The 23,619-nt window shown below is 42.6% G+C and carries 18 protein-coding genes; 3 read left to right on the top strand and 15 right to left on the bottom strand.

Annotated features, from left to right (window positions below):
• Positions 1–41: 41 nt before the first annotated feature.
• Positions 42–704, bottom strand: a complete 663-nt coding sequence (locus G593_RS0101880; RefSeq protein WP_005335082.1) for a F0F1 ATP synthase subunit A — start codon at positions 702–704, stop codon at positions 42–44.
• Positions 705–1,127: 423 nt separating this feature from the next.
• Between G593_RS0101880 and trmB the strand changes: the two genes are divergently transcribed.
• From trmB to G593_RS0101895, 3 genes are all read left to right on the top strand, one after another.
• Complete coding sequence (gene trmB, locus G593_RS0101885; RefSeq protein ID WP_029730531.1) at positions 1,128–1,802, top strand: tRNA (guanosine(46)-N7)-methyltransferase TrmB; 675 nt, start codon at positions 1,128–1,130, stop codon at positions 1,800–1,802.
• A 235-nt stretch (positions 1,803–2,037) separates the two neighbouring features.
• Positions 2,038–2,355, top strand: a complete 318-nt coding sequence (locus G593_RS0101890) for a thioredoxin family protein (RefSeq protein ID WP_005337455.1) — start codon at positions 2,038–2,040, stop codon at positions 2,353–2,355.
• A 138-nt stretch (positions 2,356–2,493) separates the two neighbouring features.
• Entirely contained in the window at positions 2,494–3,618 is a 1,125-nt protein-coding gene (locus G593_RS0101895) for a DUF1002 domain-containing protein (RefSeq protein ID WP_242827014.1), read from the top strand.
• A 299-nt stretch (positions 3,619–3,917) separates the two neighbouring features.
• On the opposite strand, the gene glgB is transcribed toward G593_RS0101895, so the two are convergent.
• From glgB to G593_RS0101965, 14 genes are all read right to left on the bottom strand, one after another.
• Positions 3,918–5,825, bottom strand: coding sequence for a 1,4-alpha-glucan branching protein GlgB (gene glgB / locus G593_RS0101900; RefSeq protein WP_029730533.1), 1,908 nt, complete (start codon positions 5,823–5,825; stop codon positions 3,918–3,920).
• Between the two features lie 153 nt (positions 5,826–5,978).
• A complete protein-coding gene (locus tag G593_RS20010) occupies positions 5,979–9,473 on the bottom strand; it encodes a hypothetical protein (RefSeq protein WP_049946443.1) in 3,495 nt (1,164 codons plus the stop codon).
• 132 nt (positions 9,474–9,605) lie between these two features.
• A complete protein-coding gene (locus G593_RS0101910; RefSeq protein WP_029730535.1) occupies positions 9,606–11,552 on the bottom strand; it encodes a beta-propeller domain-containing protein in 1,947 nt (648 codons plus the stop codon).
• A complete protein-coding gene (locus tag G593_RS0101915) occupies positions 11,545–12,051 on the bottom strand; it encodes an RNA polymerase sigma factor (RefSeq protein WP_029730536.1) in 507 nt (168 codons plus the stop codon). Before G593_RS0101915 ends, G593_RS0101910 begins: the two co-directional genes overlap by 8 nt.
• 293 nt (positions 12,052–12,344) lie before the next feature.
• The gene (locus G593_RS0101920) at positions 12,345–14,624 is read right to left on the bottom strand and encodes a hydratase (protein WP_029730537.1); all 2,280 of its coding nucleotides are present in this window, start codon (positions 14,622–14,624) and stop codon (positions 12,345–12,347) included.
• A gap of 108 nt (positions 14,625–14,732) precedes the next feature.
• Entirely contained in the window at positions 14,733–15,698 is a 966-nt protein-coding gene (locus tag G593_RS0101925) for a PD-(D/E)XK nuclease family transposase (protein WP_029730538.1), read from the bottom strand.
• Between the two features lie 234 nt (positions 15,699–15,932).
• Positions 15,933–16,559 (bottom strand): ABC transporter ATP-binding protein, encoded by a 627-nt coding sequence (locus G593_RS0101930; RefSeq protein WP_022279509.1) that lies wholly within the window; start codon positions 16,557–16,559, stop codon positions 15,933–15,935.
• Between the two features lie 68 nt (positions 16,560–16,627).
• Positions 16,628–17,464, bottom strand: coding sequence for a 16S rRNA (cytidine(1402)-2'-O)-methyltransferase (gene rsmI / locus G593_RS0101935; RefSeq protein WP_005337470.1), 837 nt, complete (start codon positions 17,462–17,464; stop codon positions 16,628–16,630).
• 12 nt (positions 17,465–17,476) lie between these two features.
• On the bottom strand, positions 17,477–18,217 hold the full coding sequence (locus G593_RS0101940; RefSeq protein WP_029730539.1) for a tRNA1(Val) (adenine(37)-N6)-methyltransferase: 741 nt from the start codon (positions 18,215–18,217) through the stop codon (positions 17,477–17,479).
• Positions 18,207–19,118 (bottom strand): PSP1 domain-containing protein, encoded by a 912-nt coding sequence (locus G593_RS0101945; RefSeq protein WP_005337472.1) that lies wholly within the window; start codon positions 19,116–19,118, stop codon positions 18,207–18,209. The genes G593_RS0101940 and G593_RS0101945 overlap by 11 nt, the downstream gene beginning before the upstream one ends.
• 4 nt (positions 19,119–19,122) lie before the next feature.
• Positions 19,123–20,112, bottom strand: a complete 990-nt coding sequence (gene holB / locus G593_RS0101950) for a DNA polymerase III subunit delta' (protein WP_005337473.1) — start codon at positions 20,110–20,112, stop codon at positions 19,123–19,125.
• A complete protein-coding gene (locus G593_RS0101955; RefSeq protein ID WP_022279511.1) occupies positions 20,099–20,686 on the bottom strand; it encodes a hypothetical protein in 588 nt (195 codons plus the stop codon). Before G593_RS0101955 ends, holB begins: the two co-directional genes overlap by 14 nt.
• Positions 20,679–22,190, bottom strand: coding sequence for an aminotransferase class I/II-fold pyridoxal phosphate-dependent enzyme (locus G593_RS0101960; RefSeq protein WP_029730540.1), 1,512 nt, complete (start codon positions 22,188–22,190; stop codon positions 20,679–20,681). The genes G593_RS0101955 and G593_RS0101960 overlap by 8 nt, the downstream gene beginning before the upstream one ends.
• 2 nt (positions 22,191–22,192) lie before the next feature.
• A complete protein-coding gene (locus G593_RS0101965) occupies positions 22,193–23,542 on the bottom strand; it encodes a glucose-6-phosphate isomerase (RefSeq protein ID WP_029730541.1) in 1,350 nt (449 codons plus the stop codon).
• Positions 23,543–23,619: the final 77 nt, after the last annotated feature.

Consider the following 23,619-nt stretch of genomic DNA (forward strand, 5'->3'; position numbering starts at 1 on the left):
TCTTAAATCCCTTTTAAGTCTGTTCGTCTTATCTTCCGGCTTTACTCCTGCTCCTCATTCATGAACAGCGCCGTCAGGAATACAAATACATAAGCCTGTAAGAATCCATCAAATATATCAAAATAAAAACTAAACGGGATTGGTATAATCGCCGGAGCTACTATTTTTAAAAGCTCCATGATTACAAATGCTCCCAGTACATTACCGAACAGTCGCATGCACAAGGACAATGGGCGGATTACAATCTCCAGTACCATGATCGGTGCGACGAACGGAACCGGCTTTGCAAAATGTTTGACCCAGTGTTTTAATCCGTTTTTATGTATTCCGGAATACTCGATCAGACACATACTCATAACAGCCAGCGCTATTGTGACATTCAGATCCTTTGTCGGCGGTTTAAACCCAAACAATCCAATGATATTGGCAATTCCGATATAGATCAGCACCGTGATAAGATATGGGATATATCTTCGGTTTTCTTTGCCCATAACATCTTCAAAGAAGTCCACTCCTTTTCCGATTGCGGATTCCAATAAAAGCTGAGCTTTCCCCGGATTCTCTACACTGAGATTCCTTACGAATATGACACACAGCAGTACCACTACAGCCATAATGATCCATGTAACCGCCACGGACTCACTAATCTTAATTCCCCCGAATAACGGAATGGTAAATGCTGTATCACAATTCAGCTCTTCCAACAGACTCTCTGTTAATTTCTCCGTATGACTCCCTCCCTTTCTTCTTCAAATTTCATGATTACTTTACTCTTCTGTTTTTTAAATGTCAATCATTTCTTTTATTCTTAACAATTATTTTATTTTACAATTTTTAAGCATATTCTCTTATTTGAGTTTTTTCATTTGTCCAAAATTTAGTCACTTTCCTTCCGTTTTTATATACCTTCTCCTTAATATGTCGAAAATTCGCACAAATTATTTGTGTTTTTCATAAAAATTTTAGTCGTTATGCATATTCCTTTCGGCAATATGCTATAGATATGGCCGCTATACACCATTGAGTTTGACTTTTTTTGCCAAAACCTGTAAACTAAGGCAAGGCAAGAATCTCCCGGATTTGGGAAGTTTGCAAATAAAGAAATACAACAAATAAGGAGATCATATATGCGACTTAGAAATATACCCCGCGCCGAAGGTGTGTTAAAAGAGTGCAGTCAGGTTATCGAGACTCCGGAAGAATTCCGTGGTCACTGGGCATCTGATGTATTCCAGAATGACTACCCGGTCCACATGGAAATCGGCATGGGAAAAGGCCGTTTTCTCATGGCACTGGCTCAGAAAAATCCACAGATCAACTACATCGGAATCGAGCGCTACACAAGCGTCCTTCTCCGTGCTGTGGAAAAGTTAAACATATATATAGAAGAAAACGAAAGCACTCTGCCAAACATTCGCTTCATTTGTATGGACGCGCAGGACATAGCAAATGTGTTTGCTGAAAATGAAGTTGACCGGATCTATCTGAACTTCTCCGACCCATGGCCGAAAGCCCGCCATGCAAGAAGGCGCCTCACGTCACCGGATTTTTTTGCACGTTACGACAAGGTGCTTGTCCAGGACGGACAGGTAGAATTCAAGACAGATAACCGTGATCTTTTTGATTTTTCCGTTGAGTCTTTAGGGGAATCCGAAACATGGGGCATTTCCGAATGTACTTATGACCTGCACCATGATGAAATTATGAACGTTGGAAATATTATGACAGAATATGAAGAGAAATTTTCATCCATGAATCACCCGATTTGCAAGCTCATTGCTAAAAGAAGATGTCTGCTGTGACTTTCTTAGCGCTACAGCGCATATATTATTAATGAGAAAGCCTTCGGAGTCTGTTCGCAATGAGCCGAAATTGTCATAACAAAAAAAACTTCCGACAAAAGTTTTTTGAATACACTTATCGAAATCGGTGTCTGCACAGGTGGATCAATTGTTTCAGAAAATCCTTGAAAGAAGTATATGATATTCTGAACCACGGTTCTGACTGCCGAAGGCACTGATCAGAAAGGTTGATTTGATGTTACATTTAACTGCAAAAAATTTTCAAATAGAAGTAAAAGATACCTCTCTCCCGGTCGTCGTTATGTTCTACGCTATCTGGTGCGGGAAATGTGCCATGATGAAGCCGGTCGTGGAGGATATCGAAAAGAAATACGCCGGAAAAATCAAGTTCTGCGAAGTCGAAATTGAAGAATCTGCAGTACTCGCCGCAGAATACGCCCCGGAAATCGTCCCGACATTTGTTCTCTTCAAGGATAAAAAGGCAGTCGGTGTCATGGGTGGAATGGTGAATGAACACACATTTGAATCCAGAATGCTGGAAATCCTGTCTTAGTCCACAGATGTACAAAGGCCGTAACAAAATCTTTCGAAATAGTTAAGAATTTTTTACTTTTTACTTTTACACAAGTATGCTATTATTGGGTGTACAGAAAGGAGATGTGGCGTCTGACACCACAGGATAATTATGAGTATGAAAAAATTAAAAAGGGTTCTGCCGTTTAGCCTGGCAATAATTCTGGCATCTGTAAGCCTGCCGGTAACTGCCCTGGCTGACAGCGCAAAAGTAGTCACTCTCGGAGCGAACTTATCCGACGAGCAGAAAGCTTCTATGTACAAATACTTCGGTACTTCCGCCGATCAGGTAGACACGATCGAAGTCACGAACACAGACGAAAGAAAATATATGGAAGGGATCGCGACCGAATCCCAGATTGGTACAAGAACATATAGCTGTTCTTATGTTGAGCCGACAGACAGCGGCGGAATTCAGGTAAAAGTCGCAAACCTGACATTTGTAACAAGTTCTATGATCGCCAGTACACTTTTGACTTCCGGCGTTGAGAACTGTAACGTTGTTGCCGGATCTCCAATTGAAGTATCCGGAACCGGTGCACTGACAGGTATTATGATGGCTTACGAAAAAGCCAGCGGAAAAGAACTTTCCGAAGATCAGAAAGCAACTGCAACAGAAGAGCTGGTAACAACCGGTGACCTCGCCAAGGATCTCGGTCAGGATACAGCATCTGATCTGATCAACGATGTCAAAGAATCCGTTATTGAAGACAAACTGACTGATCCGTCCGATATTCAGGGCGCGATTTCTGACGCAGCCGATAAACAGGGAATTACACTGACCGATGACCAGCTTGCGAAAATCACAAGTCTGATGGAATCTATTTCCCAGTACGACTACGATGTCAAAGCACTGAAAAAGACTCTCGACAACCTGGACGGGAAATCCGGAGGATTCTTCAGCAACCTGTGGTCCTCCATCAAAGGCTTCTTTGGCGGAGATGACTCCAACGGCGGAATTATTAACAATACAGATGATGCAGCACTCGGAAATGATGCAATCATCGACAGCACATTAGATGCCGTAAAAGCCAAAGCAAACGATGCCGTAAATCAGGCAAAAGAGGAAGGACTTTGGGATAAAATCGTAGGATTTTTCAAGGATCTGTTCGGAGGCGATGATACAGGCAACTCCGATAATACAGATAGCACTGACGCAGTCGAAGAAAATACGGACAACAACACCGATACAGGCAGCACCGACAACAATGCTGATAACGACACTTCTACAAACGCAGAATAAAATTAATTCATAACTTTAGCAGGGAGATGGAATACTCAAATTCCATCTCCCTGTTTCTTTTCCACACCTCCCGGCGTAAATCCTATCATCCGCAAGCAATAAGCCAGCGCAGAAAATATAGAGAATCAGCTCAGATTTTAGAACTGTCTGGTGCCTCCGGCAGGGCGCACATTGTCCGGTGGACAATGGTTTTGCGCCGACCGAAACGGAGTGTAGACTTGCAGAGGTGCGCAGTAGAAGTATGTCATGCAATTGCATGACGCGCACCTCGCAGCAAGAATGCCAAGGCATTCTTGAATTTAAAATTCAAAAACTGCTACCCCATACGGTGGCAATTTGTATCCAAATGAATATGGTCTTCCATCACATTCTTTCTTCACGGCATGATAAATGTTCTGTCTCTTCTCGCCATTTCCGCCATATTTCACATCGTCACTGTTCAGAATCAGCTTATACTGCTTCTTTCTAGGAACGCCTACACGATAATCTTCTCTTGCCATCGGTGTGAAGTTGATCACGAACAGAAGGTTATGCTTTCCATCTTTAGAATGGCGGATAAAGCTGTAAATGCTTCTGTATGCATCATCTGCATTGACCCACTCGAATCCTTCCCATGACTGATCCAGTTCATAAAGCGCCTGTTTCTTTTTATACATGTGGAGTAGATCACGCATCCATGACTGAATTGCCTGATGCTCCGGCTCCTCCAACAGATACCAGTCCAGTTCACGTTCCTCTGACCACTCGCGAAGCTGTGCAAAATCCTGTCCCATGAACAACAATTTCTTTCCGGCGTGTCCCATCATAAATGCATATCCTGCTTTCAGGTTCGCATATTTATCAAATCCAAGTCCTGGCATCTTATTGATCATGGAACATTTCAAATGGACAACCTCATCATGCGACAGTACGAGAATGTAATCTTCGCTGTACGCATAACTCATGGCAAATGTCATCATATGATGATTGTCTTTTCTGAAATACGGATCCAGCTTCATATATTCCGTAAAGTCGTGCATCCACCCCATATTCCACTTAAGGCTAAATCCAAGACCTCCGTCTTCTACATCTCCGGTTACCTTCGGCCATGCCGTAGACTCTTCCGCTATCATAAGTGCACCCGGATTTCTTCCAAGTACAACTGTGTTCAGATGCTTGAAGAAATCTACTGCCTCCAGGTTCTCATTACCTCCATACTGGTTCGGAACCCATTCTCCGTCTTTCTTTCCATAATCCAGGTACAGCATAGAAGCAACTGCATCAACGCGAAGTCCATCAATATGGAAATGCTCCACCCAGAAAAGTGCATTGGCAATCAGGAAGTTCCTTACCTCATTCTTGCCAAGATCAAATATCTTCGTCCCCCAGTCCGGATGCTCTCCTTTTCTTGGATCTGCATACTCGTAAGTTGCTGTTCCGTCAAACTCGGCAAGTCCATGCTCGTCCTTTGGAAAATGTGCCGGAACCCAGTCCATAATGACACCGATTCCATTTCTATGCAGATAATTGATCATCCACGCAAAATCTTCCGGTGTTCCATAACGGCTTGTCGGCGCATAATATCCTGTCACCTGATATCCCCATGATCCATCAAATGGGTGTTCTGCGATTCCCATGATCTCCACATGCGTATATCCCATATCTTTCATATACTTTGTGATTTCTTTTGCGAACTCACGATAAGTATAGAATCCCTCGTCCTCTGTGCCTGGGTGTCTCTTCCAGGAACCCATATGAACCTCATATACAGACATTGGTTCTTTTTTGTGGTCCCATTTTTCCCGTGCAGTCATCCAGGAACTATCGGTCCATTTCAAATTCTCAATATTCGTTATTCTTGATGCTGTACCCGGACGAAGTTCTGCATAATTGGCATACGGATCTGCCTTCATATGATACTCCCCCGTAATCGTCTCAATGCAGAACTTATACATCATGCCTTCTTTTACTCCCGGTACAAAGCATGTGTAAATTCCGATATATTCTGCCCTTGTCATAGGGTTTCTTGTGCGATCCCAGTCATTGAATTCCCCCACTACAGACACTGATTTCGCATTCGGTGCCCAGACAGCAAAATAAACTCCTTTCTGCCCTTCGTCATCCACCATATGCGCACCCAGCTTCTTATAAATTTCGTAGTGATTTCCCTGTCCGAAAAGGTACTGATCTAATTCTCCGATTTCATAAGCTTTCCATTCTTTCTCCATAAACTTCCCTCACATTTCATCCGGATTTCAATATCTTAAGTATACCTTAGCAGAACACAAAATTCAATCTATGTCACTCGATTCCAGACAAAAAACAGGGATACAATTTTCTACAATTGTATCCCTGCTTCATCACTTACATTCACTATATCATTAAATTTTAAAATCTTCTTCCTTCAGAATAATGCGATCTGACGAATCCGTAGATTTTCCAAATACACGTCTTGCAAGATGCTTTACATTTGCTTTCTGTGAATGTTTTATTGCTTCATCCATGATTTCTTTTACTTCCGCAACTGTAACCGCATGATCTTCACGCTGCATTACATCAATTCGGCTGTAAAGTGCCAGAATTCCCATTTCATCAAGCTTATATCCATTTTCCTTCGCATAAGTCTGACCAAATGTTACTAACTCATCATTGATGAATACCGGAAGCTCAAGCTTAGAAGTGAATTTCTTTTTGAAATCCGGATTAGCTGTCATAATTCTTTCCAGAGGTTTTCTCTGATCTTCAAGAACAAAGAGAAGCTCTCCGGTCTTTCTTGACATCAATGCATTCAGTTCCTTGATTGTTCTGGAATTCAACTTACCAGCCTTTTCGATGATGATTGCTCCACCGCGAAGCTTCTGGATAATATTGCCAAGTTCCTTCTTATTCAGCGATTCACCTGTAACAATAGCAACTTTACCCTGTTTCAGATTTCTTTGTTTCTGGATTGCTTTTACAATATCTACTGCAAGGACTGTTTTTCCAGATCCTTTACGGCCAATGATCATTAAGTTACCGGTTCTTGAAGTTCCCTCTCTCTGGGCACGTCTGTCATTATCAAGTACTGCAACAATCTGTTCACTCATTCCTCTGACCGGTACGAAGTAAGAGAATAATTTCTTCTGCTCCTCTGTCAGTCCGGCTTTCAGTCCAATCTCACTGGTTGCACTTAAGTCATATCTTCCTGTTACAACAAATCCGGTATCAAATGGAACTCCGCTTCCTTTTGACTTCTTAATTCTGCGCTGAATCTCTTCCTCAGATGGTTCTTCAATTTCCAAGTCTCCTTCAAGGTCTTCCGGATCCGGAATCTCAGGAAGCTCATCTTCAAAGTCGTCTTCCTCAAAATCATCCTCTTCTTCGAAGTCGTCCTCTTCCTCGAAATCGTCTTCCTCGAAGTCGTCCTCTTCCTCAAAGTCGTCCTCTTCCTCAAAGTCATCGTCTTCCTCAAAGTCATCCTCTTCGTAATCGTCGTCTTCTACATAATCATCTTCATAGAAGTCATCGTCTTCCTCAAAGTCGTCTTCGTCCTCAAAGTCATCGTCTTCCTCAAAGTCGTCCTCTTCCTCGAAATCATCCTCTTCCTCGAAGTCGTCCTCTTCCTCGAAGTCGTCCTCTTCCTCGAAGTCGTCCTCTTCCTCGAAATCATCCTCTTCCTCGAAATTGTCTTCGTCCTCGGATTCATCTTCCGGGAATTCATTCCACTCTGCATCGAATTCCTCTACTTCTTCCTCATCTTCCTCCGGGAATTCATCTGCAAAACCATCTTCGTCAAAATCGTCTTCGTCGAATCCATCTTCCTCTTCAAAATCATCTTCGTCGGATTCCTCGTCTTCGAAATCATCCTCGTCTTCAGAATTGTCTTCCGAATCATCCTGGTTTTCTGTTTCCGGAATTTCTTCATCTTCTTGTACTTCTTCGATTTCTTCTACAGCGTCGACTTCATCTTCTGCTTCAAACTCTTCGTCCTCACCCTCAAAGTCTTCGTCTTCAAACTCTTCCTCTTCGAAATCATCTTCATCCTCAGAATCCTCGTCCTCCGTCTCCTCTTCTTCCGAAACTGCTTCAACAATCTCTTCTTCAGGTTCTTCTTCAGACTCTTCAGGTACTTCCACAATATCGTCCAGCTCTTCTTCTGAAATAAACTGATCTACAATTTCTTCTTCAACAGATTCCCCTTCTGCTTTTGCAAGCTCCAGTTCCTCTTCTATATCAAAATTTTCCTCTTCTTTCTCCTGTGCTGTCACACGATCTTCCAGCTCTTCCACAAGCTGTCTGATATCATCAGAAAGCAATGCCTTTCTTCTTGCTTCCTCTGCCTCAAGACGAGCCTTCTCTTCCGCTTCACGACGAGCCTTCTCCTCCGCTTCACGACGAGCCTTCTCCTCTGCTTCACGACGAGCTTTCTCTTCCGCTTCACGGCGGGCTTTCTCTTCTGCTTCCTGACGGGCTTTTTCTTCTGCTTTCCGTCTTGCTATTTCTTCTGCCTCGCGTCTCTCTGCCTCAAGTCTTTCTGCCTCACGGCGGGCTTCCAGTGCTTCTCTCTCTTTTCTAAGTCGTTCTTCATCGGATGCTTTTTGCTTTGCGATCGCCTCAGCATTTACCTTCTGCTTAGCTTCCCATTCCATCAAGATGTCTTCAATCTTCATCTGACCTTCAATGCGGAGTTCTTCTTCTCGTTCCTCCATCTTCTTCTGGTCTTCCGGATTAATTCCACTCGCCATAGCCACTCCATTAGCCAGTGCTTCTTTAAGCGTCGCACCCTTCACAACTGTCGTAATAGACTTTTTTGGTCCTTCTGCCGCATGCTGAAGAATTCCTTCTAACTCTCTGACATTCCGAGCTTCTTCCGGAGTTTCCTTTCCGATTGGTTCAATGACTGGTGCTTCCATTTCTACAACTTCTGGTTCTTCTGAAACAGCTTCTTCCGGCTCCAGGACTGGTTCCTCAGCTGGTGCTTCCGGCTCTTCTGAAACTGGTTCTTCTGAAACTGGTTCTTCTAAAACCGGTTCTTCTATCGGAACTTCTTTGTCTGCCTTGGCATTTTCTTCCATTGCCTTCAATGCTTCTCCAAGCTCTGCTGTCGGAATTCTTCTCGTTGCATCCAGACCATCCACCGTTTCTGTTGTATTGGCTCCTGATTCCTGCTGTTCTGCCTCCGCAGCTTCTGCTGCTTCCTGCGCTGCTTTAATCTGTTCTTTTGGAATTGATACAGTATCCTGTGGAATACTCTTTACATCCTTAAGCACAGCTCGATCAGGTTTTTTATCCACTGCTTTCTTAGGCTCTTTTTTCGGTACACCTTTATACTCATCGTACTTTTCCTGTTGGAGTGGTGTCAGTGGTTTGTACTTCATCTTCAATTCCATTGCCTGATATACATATTTCCCTTCGCTGAACCACAAGATCAAATCGTCACATTCTTCCAGGCACTTTGAGGTCATGCCTGCTTCATGATATAGCTTTGCGAGCTCATACGCCCATTTTTCAATATATTCTGCCTTTTTAAATTCTTCCAGTGCCGAAATCTGTTCTGACAGATCGGACCCTTGTGCCTTCAAAATCCGATATTTCAAAATGAACTGATTCGGATCTCTCGGTGCCAGTTTTACAAATTCCTCATAACAGTCCGAAGCCTCATTCAGATCATTCAGTTTCAGGGCAAGTACTGCCAGACGATACACAACCTTTCTGCTGGACGGTGCTCTGTCAAATGCGATCATAAGCGTATCACGGCTCTTCTGAAACTCCCCGTTATTCTCGTAGATTTCGCTTACTGTATTTAACATTGCCGGGCTCTTCACCCTTCTCCAGTCTATTGTATCTGCAATTTCCATTGCTTTTCTAAATTGTTTCTTTTCGTAATGTTCGAGCATCTGCTCGGTTTTTACCCGATATTCATATTTATCCAATATTCTCACCTCAAATTTTTTGACAATTCTACAGATACAAGTTTATCATACACTAGTCTTATTGTCAAAAACATACGAGATTTTGTTACAAAAATGTTACAAAATGATATCGTCCACTTTTTTGAAATCTTTCAGGCTATACGCTTCTATAATATTTCCCTGGATAACATAAAGCGTATTTTCTATATAAATACCTCTTGTGATCCTCATATTATTTCCATTGATTTCCTCATGCATCGTACATGTAAATCCTTGTTTTTCGTCGTAAGAAAATGTATAGTACTCCCGGCCGCCTTCGCTGTCTGCAGCAAAACCAATCAGATCTTTCTCTGCATCTACTAAAGCTGCCTTATAATCACAAGAAACATCTGTATAGTACACATTTTCAATGACATAAGTCTGCTCCTCTTTCACATTTTCCGGATCAGAAATATCGAACATCGTCAATTTCACGCCATCTGTTGACATAGTCTTTTCATCAACATTCATCCCAATACCCAGAAGCTTATTTTTCCCATACGGATGCAGATAATCTGAAAATCCAGGTATCTTCAACGCTCCTATGATCTTTGGATTTTTCGGATCCGACAGATCAACGGAAAATAACGGATCCGTCTCTTTAAATGTTACAAAGTATCCTGCCTTTCCCATAAATCTTGCGGAGTACACCCTCTCATCTTCTGCCAGACCTTTGATGGAGCCGGTTTCTTTCAGTTCTTGATTCAAAACATAAACACTGTTCGTGTCGCCATCGGTCACTACAACTCTCAGATATCCATCATATTCATCAATAGAAAATGAATCATTAATATAGCCGTCTATTTTGCACTGTGCCCCAGCCGTCAATTTCCCACTTTCATAAGAAACTTTTCGGATTGTCGTCACATCTTTTCCGGAATATTGCCACACATTTTCATAAAAATAAATATTATCGTTGCTCACATATAAATTGCCACCGTCTGCCAAAAGGGCCTTACTGTGCGCTGTCTCATCTGGATTTTCCAGAGAAACTGATGTGATGATTGAATACATATCTGCCTTTGAAATGGACGGAAGACAGATATCTGTTTCTTCGATCAGATTATCGTTTACAAGTGGTATATAGGACTTCGGATTCTTCGCCGTTATACCATCAAGTGTTACATAATAATCACTGAATAAGTATAAGTATCCATCTGCAATTCTTGAAGAATTGTAATATCCACTCTGACTGACCCTGCCAACTTCTTTTGGATTTTCCCGGTCTGAAATGTCATAAGTTACTGCGGTCGTATTAGCCCTCTGACCATATCCATAATCATCATCATTCCATTTGCCGCCCACATAACCGTCACACACTGCGATTAATTGTTTTCTCTCAATGTCCAGATACATTTCCTGGATTTCAGAAACATCTTCCACTGTTATAGTAGCCGTTTGCTTCATCCGATTATCACGGGTATCTATAATGGCAATCTGATCGCTCTTATCTTTTAACACGTAAAGGTATGTTCCATCTGTTTTAGCTGTATCCCCCTCGTCCACACCTTCCTGACGTACATTTGTCTCAGAATAAGAACCGCTTGCCATTCCGGTGTCCGCTGCTGCAGTACTGCTTTCTTCAATATTCTGTGTTGCATCTCCACTTACCTTACTGTCAGCTGATTCATCGACTCTTATATCATTCAATGATCTTGCCCAGCTTGAAGTGTATGCACTGTCTCTTTCCTGATCTTTCTTATATTTTTCCAAATATGCATAGACATCCTTATATTCTGCCGCACTTTCTACTTTCGTACTGTCACTGATTGTCACATCACTGCCTGCTATCTTATCATCTCTAGTCGCATCTTCCATTTTAAAATAATTCTGGTATACCATCACTCCCACGATCAACACCAGACATGCTACTGCCAGCCCACCGATTCTCGCCGGAGTCCACACTTTTTTCTTCTTTCCTGCAAGCTTTGCTTCAATCTGTCTCGGTTCAAGCGCTTTCGGCACCGGAACCTGTTCTGACTTTTCCTTTATTTTCCGAATCATGTCCTGCTCATTCTTATTCATAAAATGTCCTCCCATCCAACACACACTGCATCTTCTCCAGCGCCCGGCTTCGTTTTACCCGGACAGTTCCCGGCTTCAGGCTTAGGATCTTCCCGATTTCTGTGCTGTTATAACCGCCAAACACTGACAGCCCGACTATCATTTGCTCTTCTTCTGAAAGAATAAAAAATGCATTTCTCACATCCATCGCAAGTCCCACATCTTCTTCATGAATTCCTTCCACCTGTCCTTCCGGAAAAAAATCTTCTGTCTGCTGTATTCCTTCTTTCGCCACCTGTTTCAATCTTTTCTTACATATATTTGACAAAATTGTAAAAATCCAGCTCTTGAAAGCTTCTTCTTTTCGAAGTTTATGTATATGTTCATAAGCAGATAACACTGTCGCACTCACCGCGTCTTCTGCCTCATGCGGATCACGCATCAGACAAAGCGCGTAGCGATAGAGGTCTTGATAGACCTGCTCATATAGCTTTGAAAATGCTTTTGCATCACATTTCATTCTTTTTCCTCCTCAATTTGTTTTTCTCAAGAAGTTCTCCACACTCCTCCATTGACTTATCCAACTGCCGTTCCCAATACCCCGTGTAAAAAGTATTATTACTTCTTCTACATATAAGAGTCCCAAAATATCCCAAGTGTTACAAAAAGGCGTCACTTTTTTTCATAAGTGCCGCCTTTTATTTACATTCGTTTATTCAATTATATTACCGCCGAAAATACTGCGCAAGATAAAATTCAGCGTAATTCCCAGTGCAACGGAACATAGAACGTGAATTTTACCTATCGGATTATTTAGCCCTTATAATAATTAATCAGACAACCTTTGAGAATAATCTCTCTTTCTGCGTCTGTCATATCTCCAAGTGTAAATGTGACTTCTTTCAATGTATCTCCGACTACATAAGCTTTGATCTCTGCATCTTTGTTTTCCACTGCTTTTCTGATTTCCGGTACAAAGATATAATCGCCATTTTTGAAGCTTAATTTCTTGTCGTCTTCTTTTGTGATAAATGGAAGCATTCCCCAGTTAATCAGATTGGAACGATATCTTTTTGTCGCATATTCATTTGCAATATTCGCCCAGCCACCGAGCACCTTCTGACAGGAAGCTGCCTGCTCTCTTGCTGAACCGTCACCTGGTTTTACTGCAAAGATCGTACTTCCGACTCCGATATTTCCTTTTCCTGCTTCCGGATATCTCTCCTGGATCTTTGCCATAACCGGTTTTAATTCTTCCAATACCTCTAACGGACATTCGCCTGCTTCGATTGCTTTCTGTGCTTTCTGTACTTCCTTTGCACGTCCTACATATGCAGGATCTTTTCTGGAAAGTGCAAACTCTGCCAGTCCAAGTGGATTGGATCTGTAAGAAGATGTTTCTCCAGATGGGATCAGCTCATCTGTTGTTGTAACCGGATCGTGAATCTCTGATACAACTTTCAATACCAGATTCTCCGGAAGTGCTGACATTGCCGGCCAGTCTTTGATATTCGGTCCGAACTTGATCTTTGTATCCGGATCAGCCACACCATGACTGTCAAATACACGATTTGCATAAATCTTCTGGTCAAAGTGGTATTTCTGTCCCTTATATTCCACGTCCATATCTGTTGCAGGTGTCAGGAAGCCTTTATTTGCTGCTGTTGCTGCAATTGAACGGGCATCCATAAGTGCAACGGATGCAATCTGTCCACTCTGAAGCTTGGAACCTTCACGGTTCGGGAAGTTTCTTGTAGAGTGGCGAATAGAAAATGCGTTATTTGCCGGGGTATCTCCAGCTCCAAAGCATGGTCCGCAGAATGCTGTTTTTACAATTGTTCCTGCTTCCATAAGATCCGCAACTGCACCGTTTTTCACAAGTTCCATATAGATTGGTGTGCTTGCCGGATATACACTAAATGTAAATTCATCTGAGCCAATGTAATGACCTTTTATGATGTCTGCTGCTGCGCAGATATTTTCAAATCCACCACCGGCACATCCTGCGATGATTCCCTGATCCACATAAAGTTTTCCATCCATCACTTTATCCTGAAGTGAATAATCCACAGCACCATCCAGGCTCACCAGTGCTTTCTGCTCTACATCGTGAAGCACGTCTTTCAGATTCTTACGTACGTCGTCGATTGTATATACATTTGACGGATGGAACGGCATTGCAATCATCGGACGTATCTCGCTTAAGTTCACATAGACCATACCATCATAATATGTAACTGCACCAGGATTCAGTTCTTTGTAATCTTCACTTCTGCCGTGGATCTCATAGAACTCCTTAATCTTATCATCTGTTTTCCAGATAGAAGACAGACATGTTGTCTCCGTTGTCATAACATCGATTCCGATACGGAAATCAGCACTTAACTTCTCCACACCTGGTCCGACAAATTCCATAACTTTATTGTTTACATAACCATTTGCAAATGTTGCACCTATAATTGCCAGTGCCACGTCCTGTGGTCCGACGCCTTTGACCGGCTCTCCGTCCAGATAAATTCCAATCACACCTGGCATCTTAATATCATATGTTTTATTCAGGAGCTGCTTTACAAGTTCCGGTCCACCTTCACCCATAGCCATCGTTCCAAGTGCTCCATAGCGGGTATGGCTGTCGGATCCAAGGATCATCTTGCCGCCGCCTGCCAGCATCTCGCGGGCAAACTGGTGAATAACTGCCTGATGCGGCGGTACATAGACACCGCCATATTTCTTCGCACAAGTCAGTCCAAACATGTGGTCATCTTCATTAATCGTTCCGCCGACCGCGCAGAGTGAGTTGTGACAGTTCGTCAATACATATGGAATTGGAAACTTCTCCAGTCCTGAAGCTCTCGCTGTCTGAATAATTCCGACAAATGTAATGTCATGAGATGTCAGCTTATCAAATTTAATCTGCAGTCTCTCCATATTGCCTGATATATTATGAGCCTCTAAAATTCCGTAAGCCATTGTCTGCGTTCTGGCTTCCTCCTTGGATACCTCACGGCCCGTCTTTGCCTTTACTTCTGCTTCGTCCGTAATGATCTGTGTGCCATTTACCAGATATGCACCACCGTCATATAATTTCAACATGTCTAGTCCTCCTGATTACCTGTAATTATATTCTTCTGAATAATTACCTTTATTTCCAGATTGTATACATGTATATATTAGCACATCACATGACATATGTCCAACCATTTATTCACCCTTTTTCAAGAATAACTCTGTTGCTTTTTCAATCTCTTCTCCTGTCGCTCTCAGCAGCCTTTTTGCATCATTCATCGTTCCATTTCGCAGGCATTCCGCAATTGTTTCTAATCGTCCCGTCTCTATTCCCTTTTTCATTCCCTTTTCTTCAATACCTTCTGATAAATTACACATAACCTTCAACTCCTCCCTGATTTTTTCATCTACCGGAATATCTAACTCTTCGTCTAAAAGCCGCACCTTTTCCTCTCCACTTAGTTTACTAGAGAATAATATATTTAAGAATTGATGTAATTCACTCTCAGTTTTGCTTTGAGACAGCTTTTGACTTGACTCGCAATCCAGTCCAATCATAATGAAATTAAATAAATCTTTCTTTCCTGGCCACTTATAATTTCCAACTAATGCATCATCTGTTATATGGAAATGATTCAAACAATTTTTATTTACGCCTGGGCAAATCCATATAGAATATACCTTTACCATATCATCATAATTAGAATTTGTAAAATCTCTTTCTTTTTGTGAAGAAATCATTCTGCAAGTGTAAAATATAGCCCGATTCATCAAAGCATACCCCGGCGAACTATTCTTTTGAGCTTCTATATTCACAATAATCTGAGAAATTCCATCTTTCATTCGAACATAAAAAATAATATCAAAGCGAATAGCCCCTTCTTTTGTTTCCGTATTTTCCGTATTACTACCTTTAATTTTACTTTTCGGATTTTCCAACACTTGATTAGTCATTCCCGGTTCTACCGAAACCGTAGATACATATGGTTCTCCTTCAATCAAAGAAATGATATCTCTTGGATTCGCATCTTTAAATTCCGTTACTGTTCCTTTTAAAATATGTGCCAGAAAAATTTTGTTACTTAAAAGCTTTTTGGCATTCTCGTCATACTGCGCTTTCATGCCAATGGTTCCAATAATTTCTTTTGTATGTTTGTTCAATAATTATACTCCTCCCTGTACTCATAGTACAAACAACTTAATGTAGTAACATTTTTTTCATGTCGGATTACTGTCTCGAAATCTGAAACGCCGAAATGAGATACCTTACGGCTTAGAACTTTTTAAAATATAGAATCTTTTCTAAAAGTATTCATAGGATAACACAAAAGGAAAGATTTCGCAAGTGTTTCTCACTTAATCTTTCCTCTATTTTCTAAATTCTTCTCGTCTATTTTACACCATCACTTTTCGTTTTCCCAATAGTGCCATCTCTTCCACATTTTTTGTCGCATACAGTATCGTAACTCCGGTTCTCTCCTGCAATTCCACCAGCTCCTGAGTCAACTGATTATGAAATTTGGGATTTACATTGCGAAGCGGCTCATCCATAAGGATTACATCTGGCTCCAAAATCATGGCACGCGCCAGCGCGGTCCGGTGTTTCCACAAATCTGACAAGTTTTTTACTTTTGCAAATCGGACTTCTACAAGATCTAGAAGTTCCATCACTTCCAGTGTCCGTTTTCCTATTTCTTTTTCATCTATGCCGCGAAGTCTTAAGCCCAGTTCTACATTTTCCAGAACTGTCATTCGTGGATACACAGTATAATTCTGAAAAATCATAGCAATTCCACGCTCCTCCGGTGGAAGACTGTTGACCAACTTGTCTCCAATCCATATCTCTCCGTTTTTCACTTCATCAAGACCTGCGATCATGCGCATAACAGCACTTTTTCCACTCCCGGATGGACCAGTCAATATTACAAATTCTCCGTCTTCAATCTGGAAATTTAAATCCTTTACTGCCTCATATCCATTCGGAAATGCGCGATCTACATGTTTTAATGTCAGACTTGCCATCTGATCAGCCCCTTTCTTTGTCTTCCCCTGACTACTGTAATTCAGGCTTTTTATCCATCATTACTTTTTTACAATAACGCCTGGTAAATGTCTCTCTTTCCGACTCCCCGGTCTTTCGCGACCATTTTCATTGCTTCTTTTTTCTGAATCCCCTGATCCATATAATAATCCATATGTTCCTGAATGGACATTTCTTCCCATTTCTGGCGTTCTTCTTCTATCTGTTCCTGACGGCTCTTACCCTCAATGACAAGCACGCATTCCCCTTTTGGTTCCTGCTCTTTATAATATTCCACTGCCGCACTGATCGTTGTTGCAAAGACTGTCTCATGCTTTTTCGTAAGCTCCCGGCAAATGCGGATTCTTCTGTCACCCAAGGTCGCAAGCAGAAGCTCTAATGTCCGGACCAGTCTGTGCGGTGCTTCGTAGATAATCATAGTTCTTGTCTCTTCCGTCAGTTCGTTCAGCACTGCCTGTCGTTCTTTTTTATCTGTCGGAAGAAATGCTTCAAACGCGAATCTTCTTGTGGACAATCCGGAAATGGTCAGCGCTGTGATGCAGGCTGCTGCCCCCGGAACTGCTGTCACAGTGATTCCTGCTTCCTGACACATTGCCACCAGCTCCTCACCCGGATCGGAGATTCCCGGCGTTCCCGCATCCGTGATCAGTGCAATATCTTCACCATTTTCCAAGTGCTCAATCAACGTATGCGCTTTTGCAATCTTGTTATATTCATGATAACTGGTCATCGGTGTGTGAATATCAAAATGATTCAAAAGCTTAATGCTATTGCGGGTATCCTCTGCTGCGATCAGATCAACTTCTTTTAAAATACGGACACAGCGAAATGTCATGTCCTCCAGGTTGCCGATCGGAGTTGCACACAGATATAATGTTCCTGACATATAATTCTCCTTTTATTTCATCCCGTACAATTTCAGTACTTCTTCCGTATACTCCCCGTCTTTCGTGTAGACTATGAGCGGCGGGTCTACGGCGAGGCGTGGTTTTCCGCCTTTGAGGCCTTCGATAAGAACCATGTTTGGCTCTTTGTCTGCATATGGATGGACGAGACGCATGCGTTTCGGCTCGATTCCGTAATTACACATTTTTGTAAAGATTTCCGGCAGGCGGAAAGGACGGTGCACCATGTAGAAACGTCCTTTCATTTTCAGTACTTTTGCACTTTCTCGCAAAAGATCATCTAATGTGCATAACGCTTCATGTCTTGCGATATACAAAGCCTCGTTATCATTTTTCAGACCGTGTTCTCCAATCATATACGGTGGATTGGATACAATAACTTCATACGAATCATTTCCAAATATGTGACTTGCCTCTTTGATATCACCGGTAACGATATCTATCTTGTTCTCCAGCCCGTTGTGTGCCACGCTTCTTCTTGCCATATCAGCACTTTCTTCCTGAACTTCCAGACCTGTATAATGAAGTCCCGGATTCTTTGCTTCCAGTAAAATCGGAAGAATTCCGGTTCCGGTCCCAAGATCCAGTGCTCGTTCCCCATGTTTTACTTTTGCATAGGAAGACAGAAGCACGGCGTCCATGCCAAAGCAGAACCGACCGGGCTTCTGTATAATCTCATAGCCCTTCACCTGGAGATCATCCAGGCGCTCATCGGGCTTCTTATTAGTCATCATTTAACTTGGAGGCGCCATTTTTCTCCTCCAGAGCTTTTAACTGTGCAAACTCCTCTTTCGAAAGCTTTGCATCTTTTTTCTTCTTTCTTGATTTGAATCTCAGCTCACCTGCCGGATATTCACGGATTTCTTTTTCATCGTTATCCAGCGTCACAATAACCTTTACGATCTGACGCAGTACGTGAACGGCCTGAACTTCACCATGAAGTCCTTCCGGCGTCGTTACATGATCTCCAACTCCCGGAAGCTGACGGTTCAGCTCTTCATAGGTCTCTTCTTCGTTAGTCAGACAGCACATCAGTCTGCCGCAGACTCCGGATATCTTTGTCGGATTCAGAGACAGGTTCTGCTCTTTCGCCATCTTGATCGATACCGGTGCAAACTCAGACAGATACGTATGACAGCAAAGTGGTCTTCCACAGATACCAATGCCTCCACGAATCTTCGTCTCATCACGGACACCAATCTGACGAAGCTCGATACGTGTACGGAACACGCTTGCCAGATCTTTTACCAGCTCACGGAAATCAATTCTTCCATCTGCGGTAAAGTAAAATAACACTTTATTATTATCAAATGTATACTCCGCATCTATAAGCTTCATTTCCAGACCGTGTTTACGGATCTTCTCTAAGCAGATGTTAAATGCTTCTTTTTCTTTTTCTCTGTTTTTCTCTTCTTTTTTGTAATCCTCTTCGTTTGCAATTCGAATCACAGATTTTAAAGGCTGTGTGATCTTGTCGTCTTCTACTTCTTTCGGACCTGTCACAACCTTTCCGAACTCAACACCGCGCGCCGTCTCTACGATGACACGGTCTTGGGTTTTAATCTCTAATTTTCCCGGTGAGAAAAAGTAGATCTTTCCCGCCTGGCGGAATCTTACTCCGATTACTTTTGTCATAAATCTAGTTCTCCTTTATCGTCAGGAACAAAAGCTCCATGACCAGATCAAAGTTAACATTTGCTTTTAGTCTGGCTTTTGCTTTGTCAAGGCTGTCCAGAATCGTCTCAATTCCTTCATAAGAACTGCGTCTTGCCTGCTCACGCATGCAGTCGATCTGATCTTTGAATACAACCTTATCTATTTCCCTTGTCGCTTTATATAACAAGACATCTCTGTACCATACCATGATCAGGTCAAGATAGTCGTTGATTTCAACTTTATAAAGAGTGCAGCGTTTCACTGCCTCCACAAGCTCACTGATATCCATCTCATTTATATGACGCATCAGGTTCAGGACTTCGTCCTTGAGCTCATTAAAATGCTCGGAGCCTGCCAGTTTGATAGCTTTTCCAAGGTTCCCCTGTGCAAATGCAGCGCAGACTTCAGCCTTGTAATCTGGTACTTCCATTCTCTCCATGAGATATTTTTTAATCAGTGCATCTTTGATGTAGCGAAGTTTTAACATGACACATCTGGAATTAATTGTCGGAAGCAATACGTCTGCATTTTCCGTCAGCAGAATAAATACTGCATACTGTGGCGGTTCTTCAATCGTCTTTAATAACGCATTCTGTGCCTGTACCGTCATAATATCAGCTTCCGGAATAATATAAACTTTATATGGACCCTGATATGGCTTGATCGCAACTGTATTATTGATCTGTGTGCGCACATCATCGACTCCGATGGATCCCGGCTTCTCATGTGTCACCCAGATAATATCCGGATGGTTATTCGATTCTGCCTGTACACAGGAATGACATTTATTACATGGTTCCGGTCCATGTTCTTCACATAAAAGTGCCATGGCAAATAACTTTGCCAACATCTTCTTTCCGGTTCCGCGCTCGCCATTCACAATGTACGCCTGTGATACCCGATTCTCGGCAATTGCATTCTGCAAATATTGAATTACATCTCTGTGTCCTACTACATCTTTAAAACTTCCCATATCGTATGTCCTCTATAATTTCATCTAAGCATCTTTTTTGGTCATCATTGTAATAACGCTTCTTTATTCCCGCAGCTCTCAGATGTTCCTCGGAAAAATCTTCCGTATCTGCGAGAAATCTTCTGCACATCTCCGCGTAACGTGGCACTTCCTGCTGCCGCTCTCTCGTAAGTGCACGGTTCAGCCGCTCGCCGTCCTCTACTTCGATGTACACCGGAACAAGATACGCCGCTCCGTAATATTTCTTTAACTTTCCATAGGACTCCAGCGTTCCGATCATCAGATAGTCGGATTCTGCCAGATTCACCTGTCCATCTTCTATTGTAGCATATTTCCATGCTCCGTGAACAGTATTATAAGTACGAAGTTCAACAACCTTTCCCTGTCTCTCGAAAATATGCATCTGTTCATCTGTCACAAAATGGTATTCGACGCCTTCTCTTTCACCTTCCCGCTTCGGTCTGGTCGTGTAAAGCGTCACTGTCTGAAGCATCGGCAGCTCTTGCTTGATCTTCTGGAATAATGTATCTTTTCCAGATGAACTCTTGCCCATTATATAATATATCTTACCCATGCGTCCATACCTCTATGTATCCTTCTTTTTCTACTCCCTGTATCTCATATGTTCTTTCCATATACCATTGAAAATGTTCCCGGATCTGCGCTGTGATCCGTTCCCCCGGCACCAGCATCGGGATTCCCGGCGGATAGAGATACGCGTACTCCGCGGAAATGTAGCCTTCGCTCTGTGTCAATGGCACAACCTGAAACCCATCTGCCCCTGCGTCTTTCATGCTGATGACCTGCGCCGGTGAATAGATTACTTCCGCCTGTGGCAGATGTCCCGGTTCTATATCGTAATTTTTTTCTTTCTTTTGCGACTTTTTGATTTCTTCCGGCACTATGTCTGAATCTACAGTGTTATAAGCCCCCTGTAAAGGTTTATATTTCTTATCCAACTCATAAATTGCTTTTATAAGCCGTTTCATTCCTTCATCGGTATCCCCGACTGAAGTCATGGCAATCACATAAGTCCCCGCGGCCATCTCCATTTGCAGGTGGTGCTGATTTAATAAATCTTCCTGTAATTGAATCCCTGTTGCTTCTGCACCATATGTATCCGCAAGTCCTTTCGTAAGTCCTGCTACTGATAATACAAGCTTTGACTTATCATAATGTTTGGTCTCTGCCAGCCGGATATGTTCACATTTTCCAAGTTCTTCTCTACATCTCTTCAATCGCTCCACATACGGGTCAAAAACTTCCTCGCAGTGATGATCCAGCATCTCCATGCACTGATCGATTCCCGCCATCAGAATATAAGACGGACTGCTACTCTGTAACATATGCAGATATCGTCTCACCTTTTCCCGGTTTACCAGATTCCCATTCATGTGGAGAAGTGCTGTCTGGGTAAATGCCGGAAGTGTCTTGTGAACACTGTGGATCACAATGTCTGCGCCTTTTTGATTTGCATTTTCCGGAAAATAGGGATGAAAACCAAAATGAGCCCCGTGTGCTTCATCCACGATCAGCGGCAGTCCTTTTTCATGTGCGGCCTTTGCTATCTCGGCCACATCCGACACAATTCCATCGTAAGTCGGAGATACAATCATGACTGCTCGGATCTGTGGATACCGATTAAGGGCCCTCCTCACATCCTCTGCGGATATCTCAATATTCAACTGTAACTCTGAATCAAACCGGGGATAGAGATACACCGGATTCAACTCATTCATGTAGATTGCATGATAGACCGATTTGTGACAATTGCGCGCCACAAGAATCTGATCTCCTTTATTCGTCACACCCGCGATAGCACTCAGAATTCCAACTGTACTTCCATTTACCAGAAAATGTGTCTCATCTGCATGATAGATTCTGGCTGCCCGTTCCTGAGCCTCTTTCAGGATTCCTTCTGCATGATGAAGATCATCAAATCCTTCAATCTCTGTAATATCTACAGTATAAGGATCCGCATCCCAGGACATATGCATCTTACGCTTATGTCCCGGCATGTGAAATCCATAATAGTCAGAATCGCTATACGCTTTTAATTTTTCGTATATCGTTGCCATTCTTATAATCTCTTAAGAAGTTCTTCTCTTTCTTTTTCGTATCCCGGTTTTCCAAGAAGTGCGAACATATTCTTCTTGTAGCTCTCAACACCCGGCTGATTAAATGGATTTACTCCAAGAATATATCCGCTGACACCGCATGCGAACTCGTACATATAGAATAACTGTCCAAGTGACTTCTCGTCCTGCGCCGGAATTGTCACTTTCAGATTCGGAACCTGTCCGTCTGTATGTGCAAGAATCGTACCATTCATAGCACTCTTATTTACAAAATCCATTGTCTTGCCTGCAAGGTAGTTCAGTCCGTCCAGATCCACCGGTTCCTCACCGATTGTGATCTGCTCTGTCGGCTCCTCCACTTCCATAACTGTCTCGAACATGATTCTGCTTCCATCCTGAATGAACTGTCCCATAGAGTGAAGATCTGTTGTAAGGTCTACAGATGCAGGGAAGATTCCTTTCTTATCCTTGCCTTCACTCTCTCCGAAGAGCTGTTTCCACCACTCAGATACATAATGCAGGCTTGGCTCATAATTTGCCATGATCTCAACCACTTTTCCCTTACGGAGCAGAATGTTACGTGTTGCTGCATAGAGCATTGCGTCATTTTCCTCAAATGGATTCTCAAGTGCGAATTTTCTTCCTTCTGCTGCACCTTCCATCAGCTTGTCAATATCAGCTCCGCTGACTGCGATCGGAAGAAGTCCAACAGCTGTCAGTACAGAGAAACGTCCTCCAACATCATCCGGTACTACGAACTCTTCGTATCCTTCCTCATCAGCAAGTCCTTTCAGAGCTCCACGAGCTTTGTCTGTTGTTGCATAGATTCTCTTAGCAGCCTCAGCTTTGCCATACTTCTTCTCCAGCATCTCCTTGAAAATACGGAATGCGATTGCAGGCTCTGTTGTTGTTCCGGATTTGGAAATGATATTAACTGAGAAATCTCTGTCTCCGATCACTTCGATCAGGTGTTTCAGATATGTACTGCTGATGCTGTTACCGGCAAAATAAATCTCCGGAGCTTTGCGGATCTCTTTTGATACTACATTATAAAAGCTGTGTCCAAGAAATTCGATTGCTGCTCTTGCGCCAAGATAAGATCCTCCGATACCGATTACTACCAGCACCTCTGAATCTGACTGAATCTTTGCAGCGGCTTTCTTGATTCTCTCGAACTCCTCTTTATCATAATCAACCGGAAGATCGATCCAGCCAAGGAAATCATTTCCTGCTCCCTCCCTTCCCAGGAGTTCAGCTTTTGCAGCCTCGGTAATCTTCTTCATAGATTCCATCTCATGTGCGCTGATAAACGCATCTGCCTTTGAATAATCAAATGTTACTTTACTTCCCATTGGACTCGTCCTCCTTATGCTACCCGTTACGTTCTAGTTCTTGTCTCGAAGAAATCTGTATCATTTTCTTCTTATAA

The organism is Dorea sp. AGR2135 (genome assembly GCF_000420885.1).
In the GTDB taxonomy this organism is placed as follows: Bacteria; Bacillota; Clostridia; order Lachnospirales; family Lachnospiraceae; genus Dorea; species Dorea formicigenerans.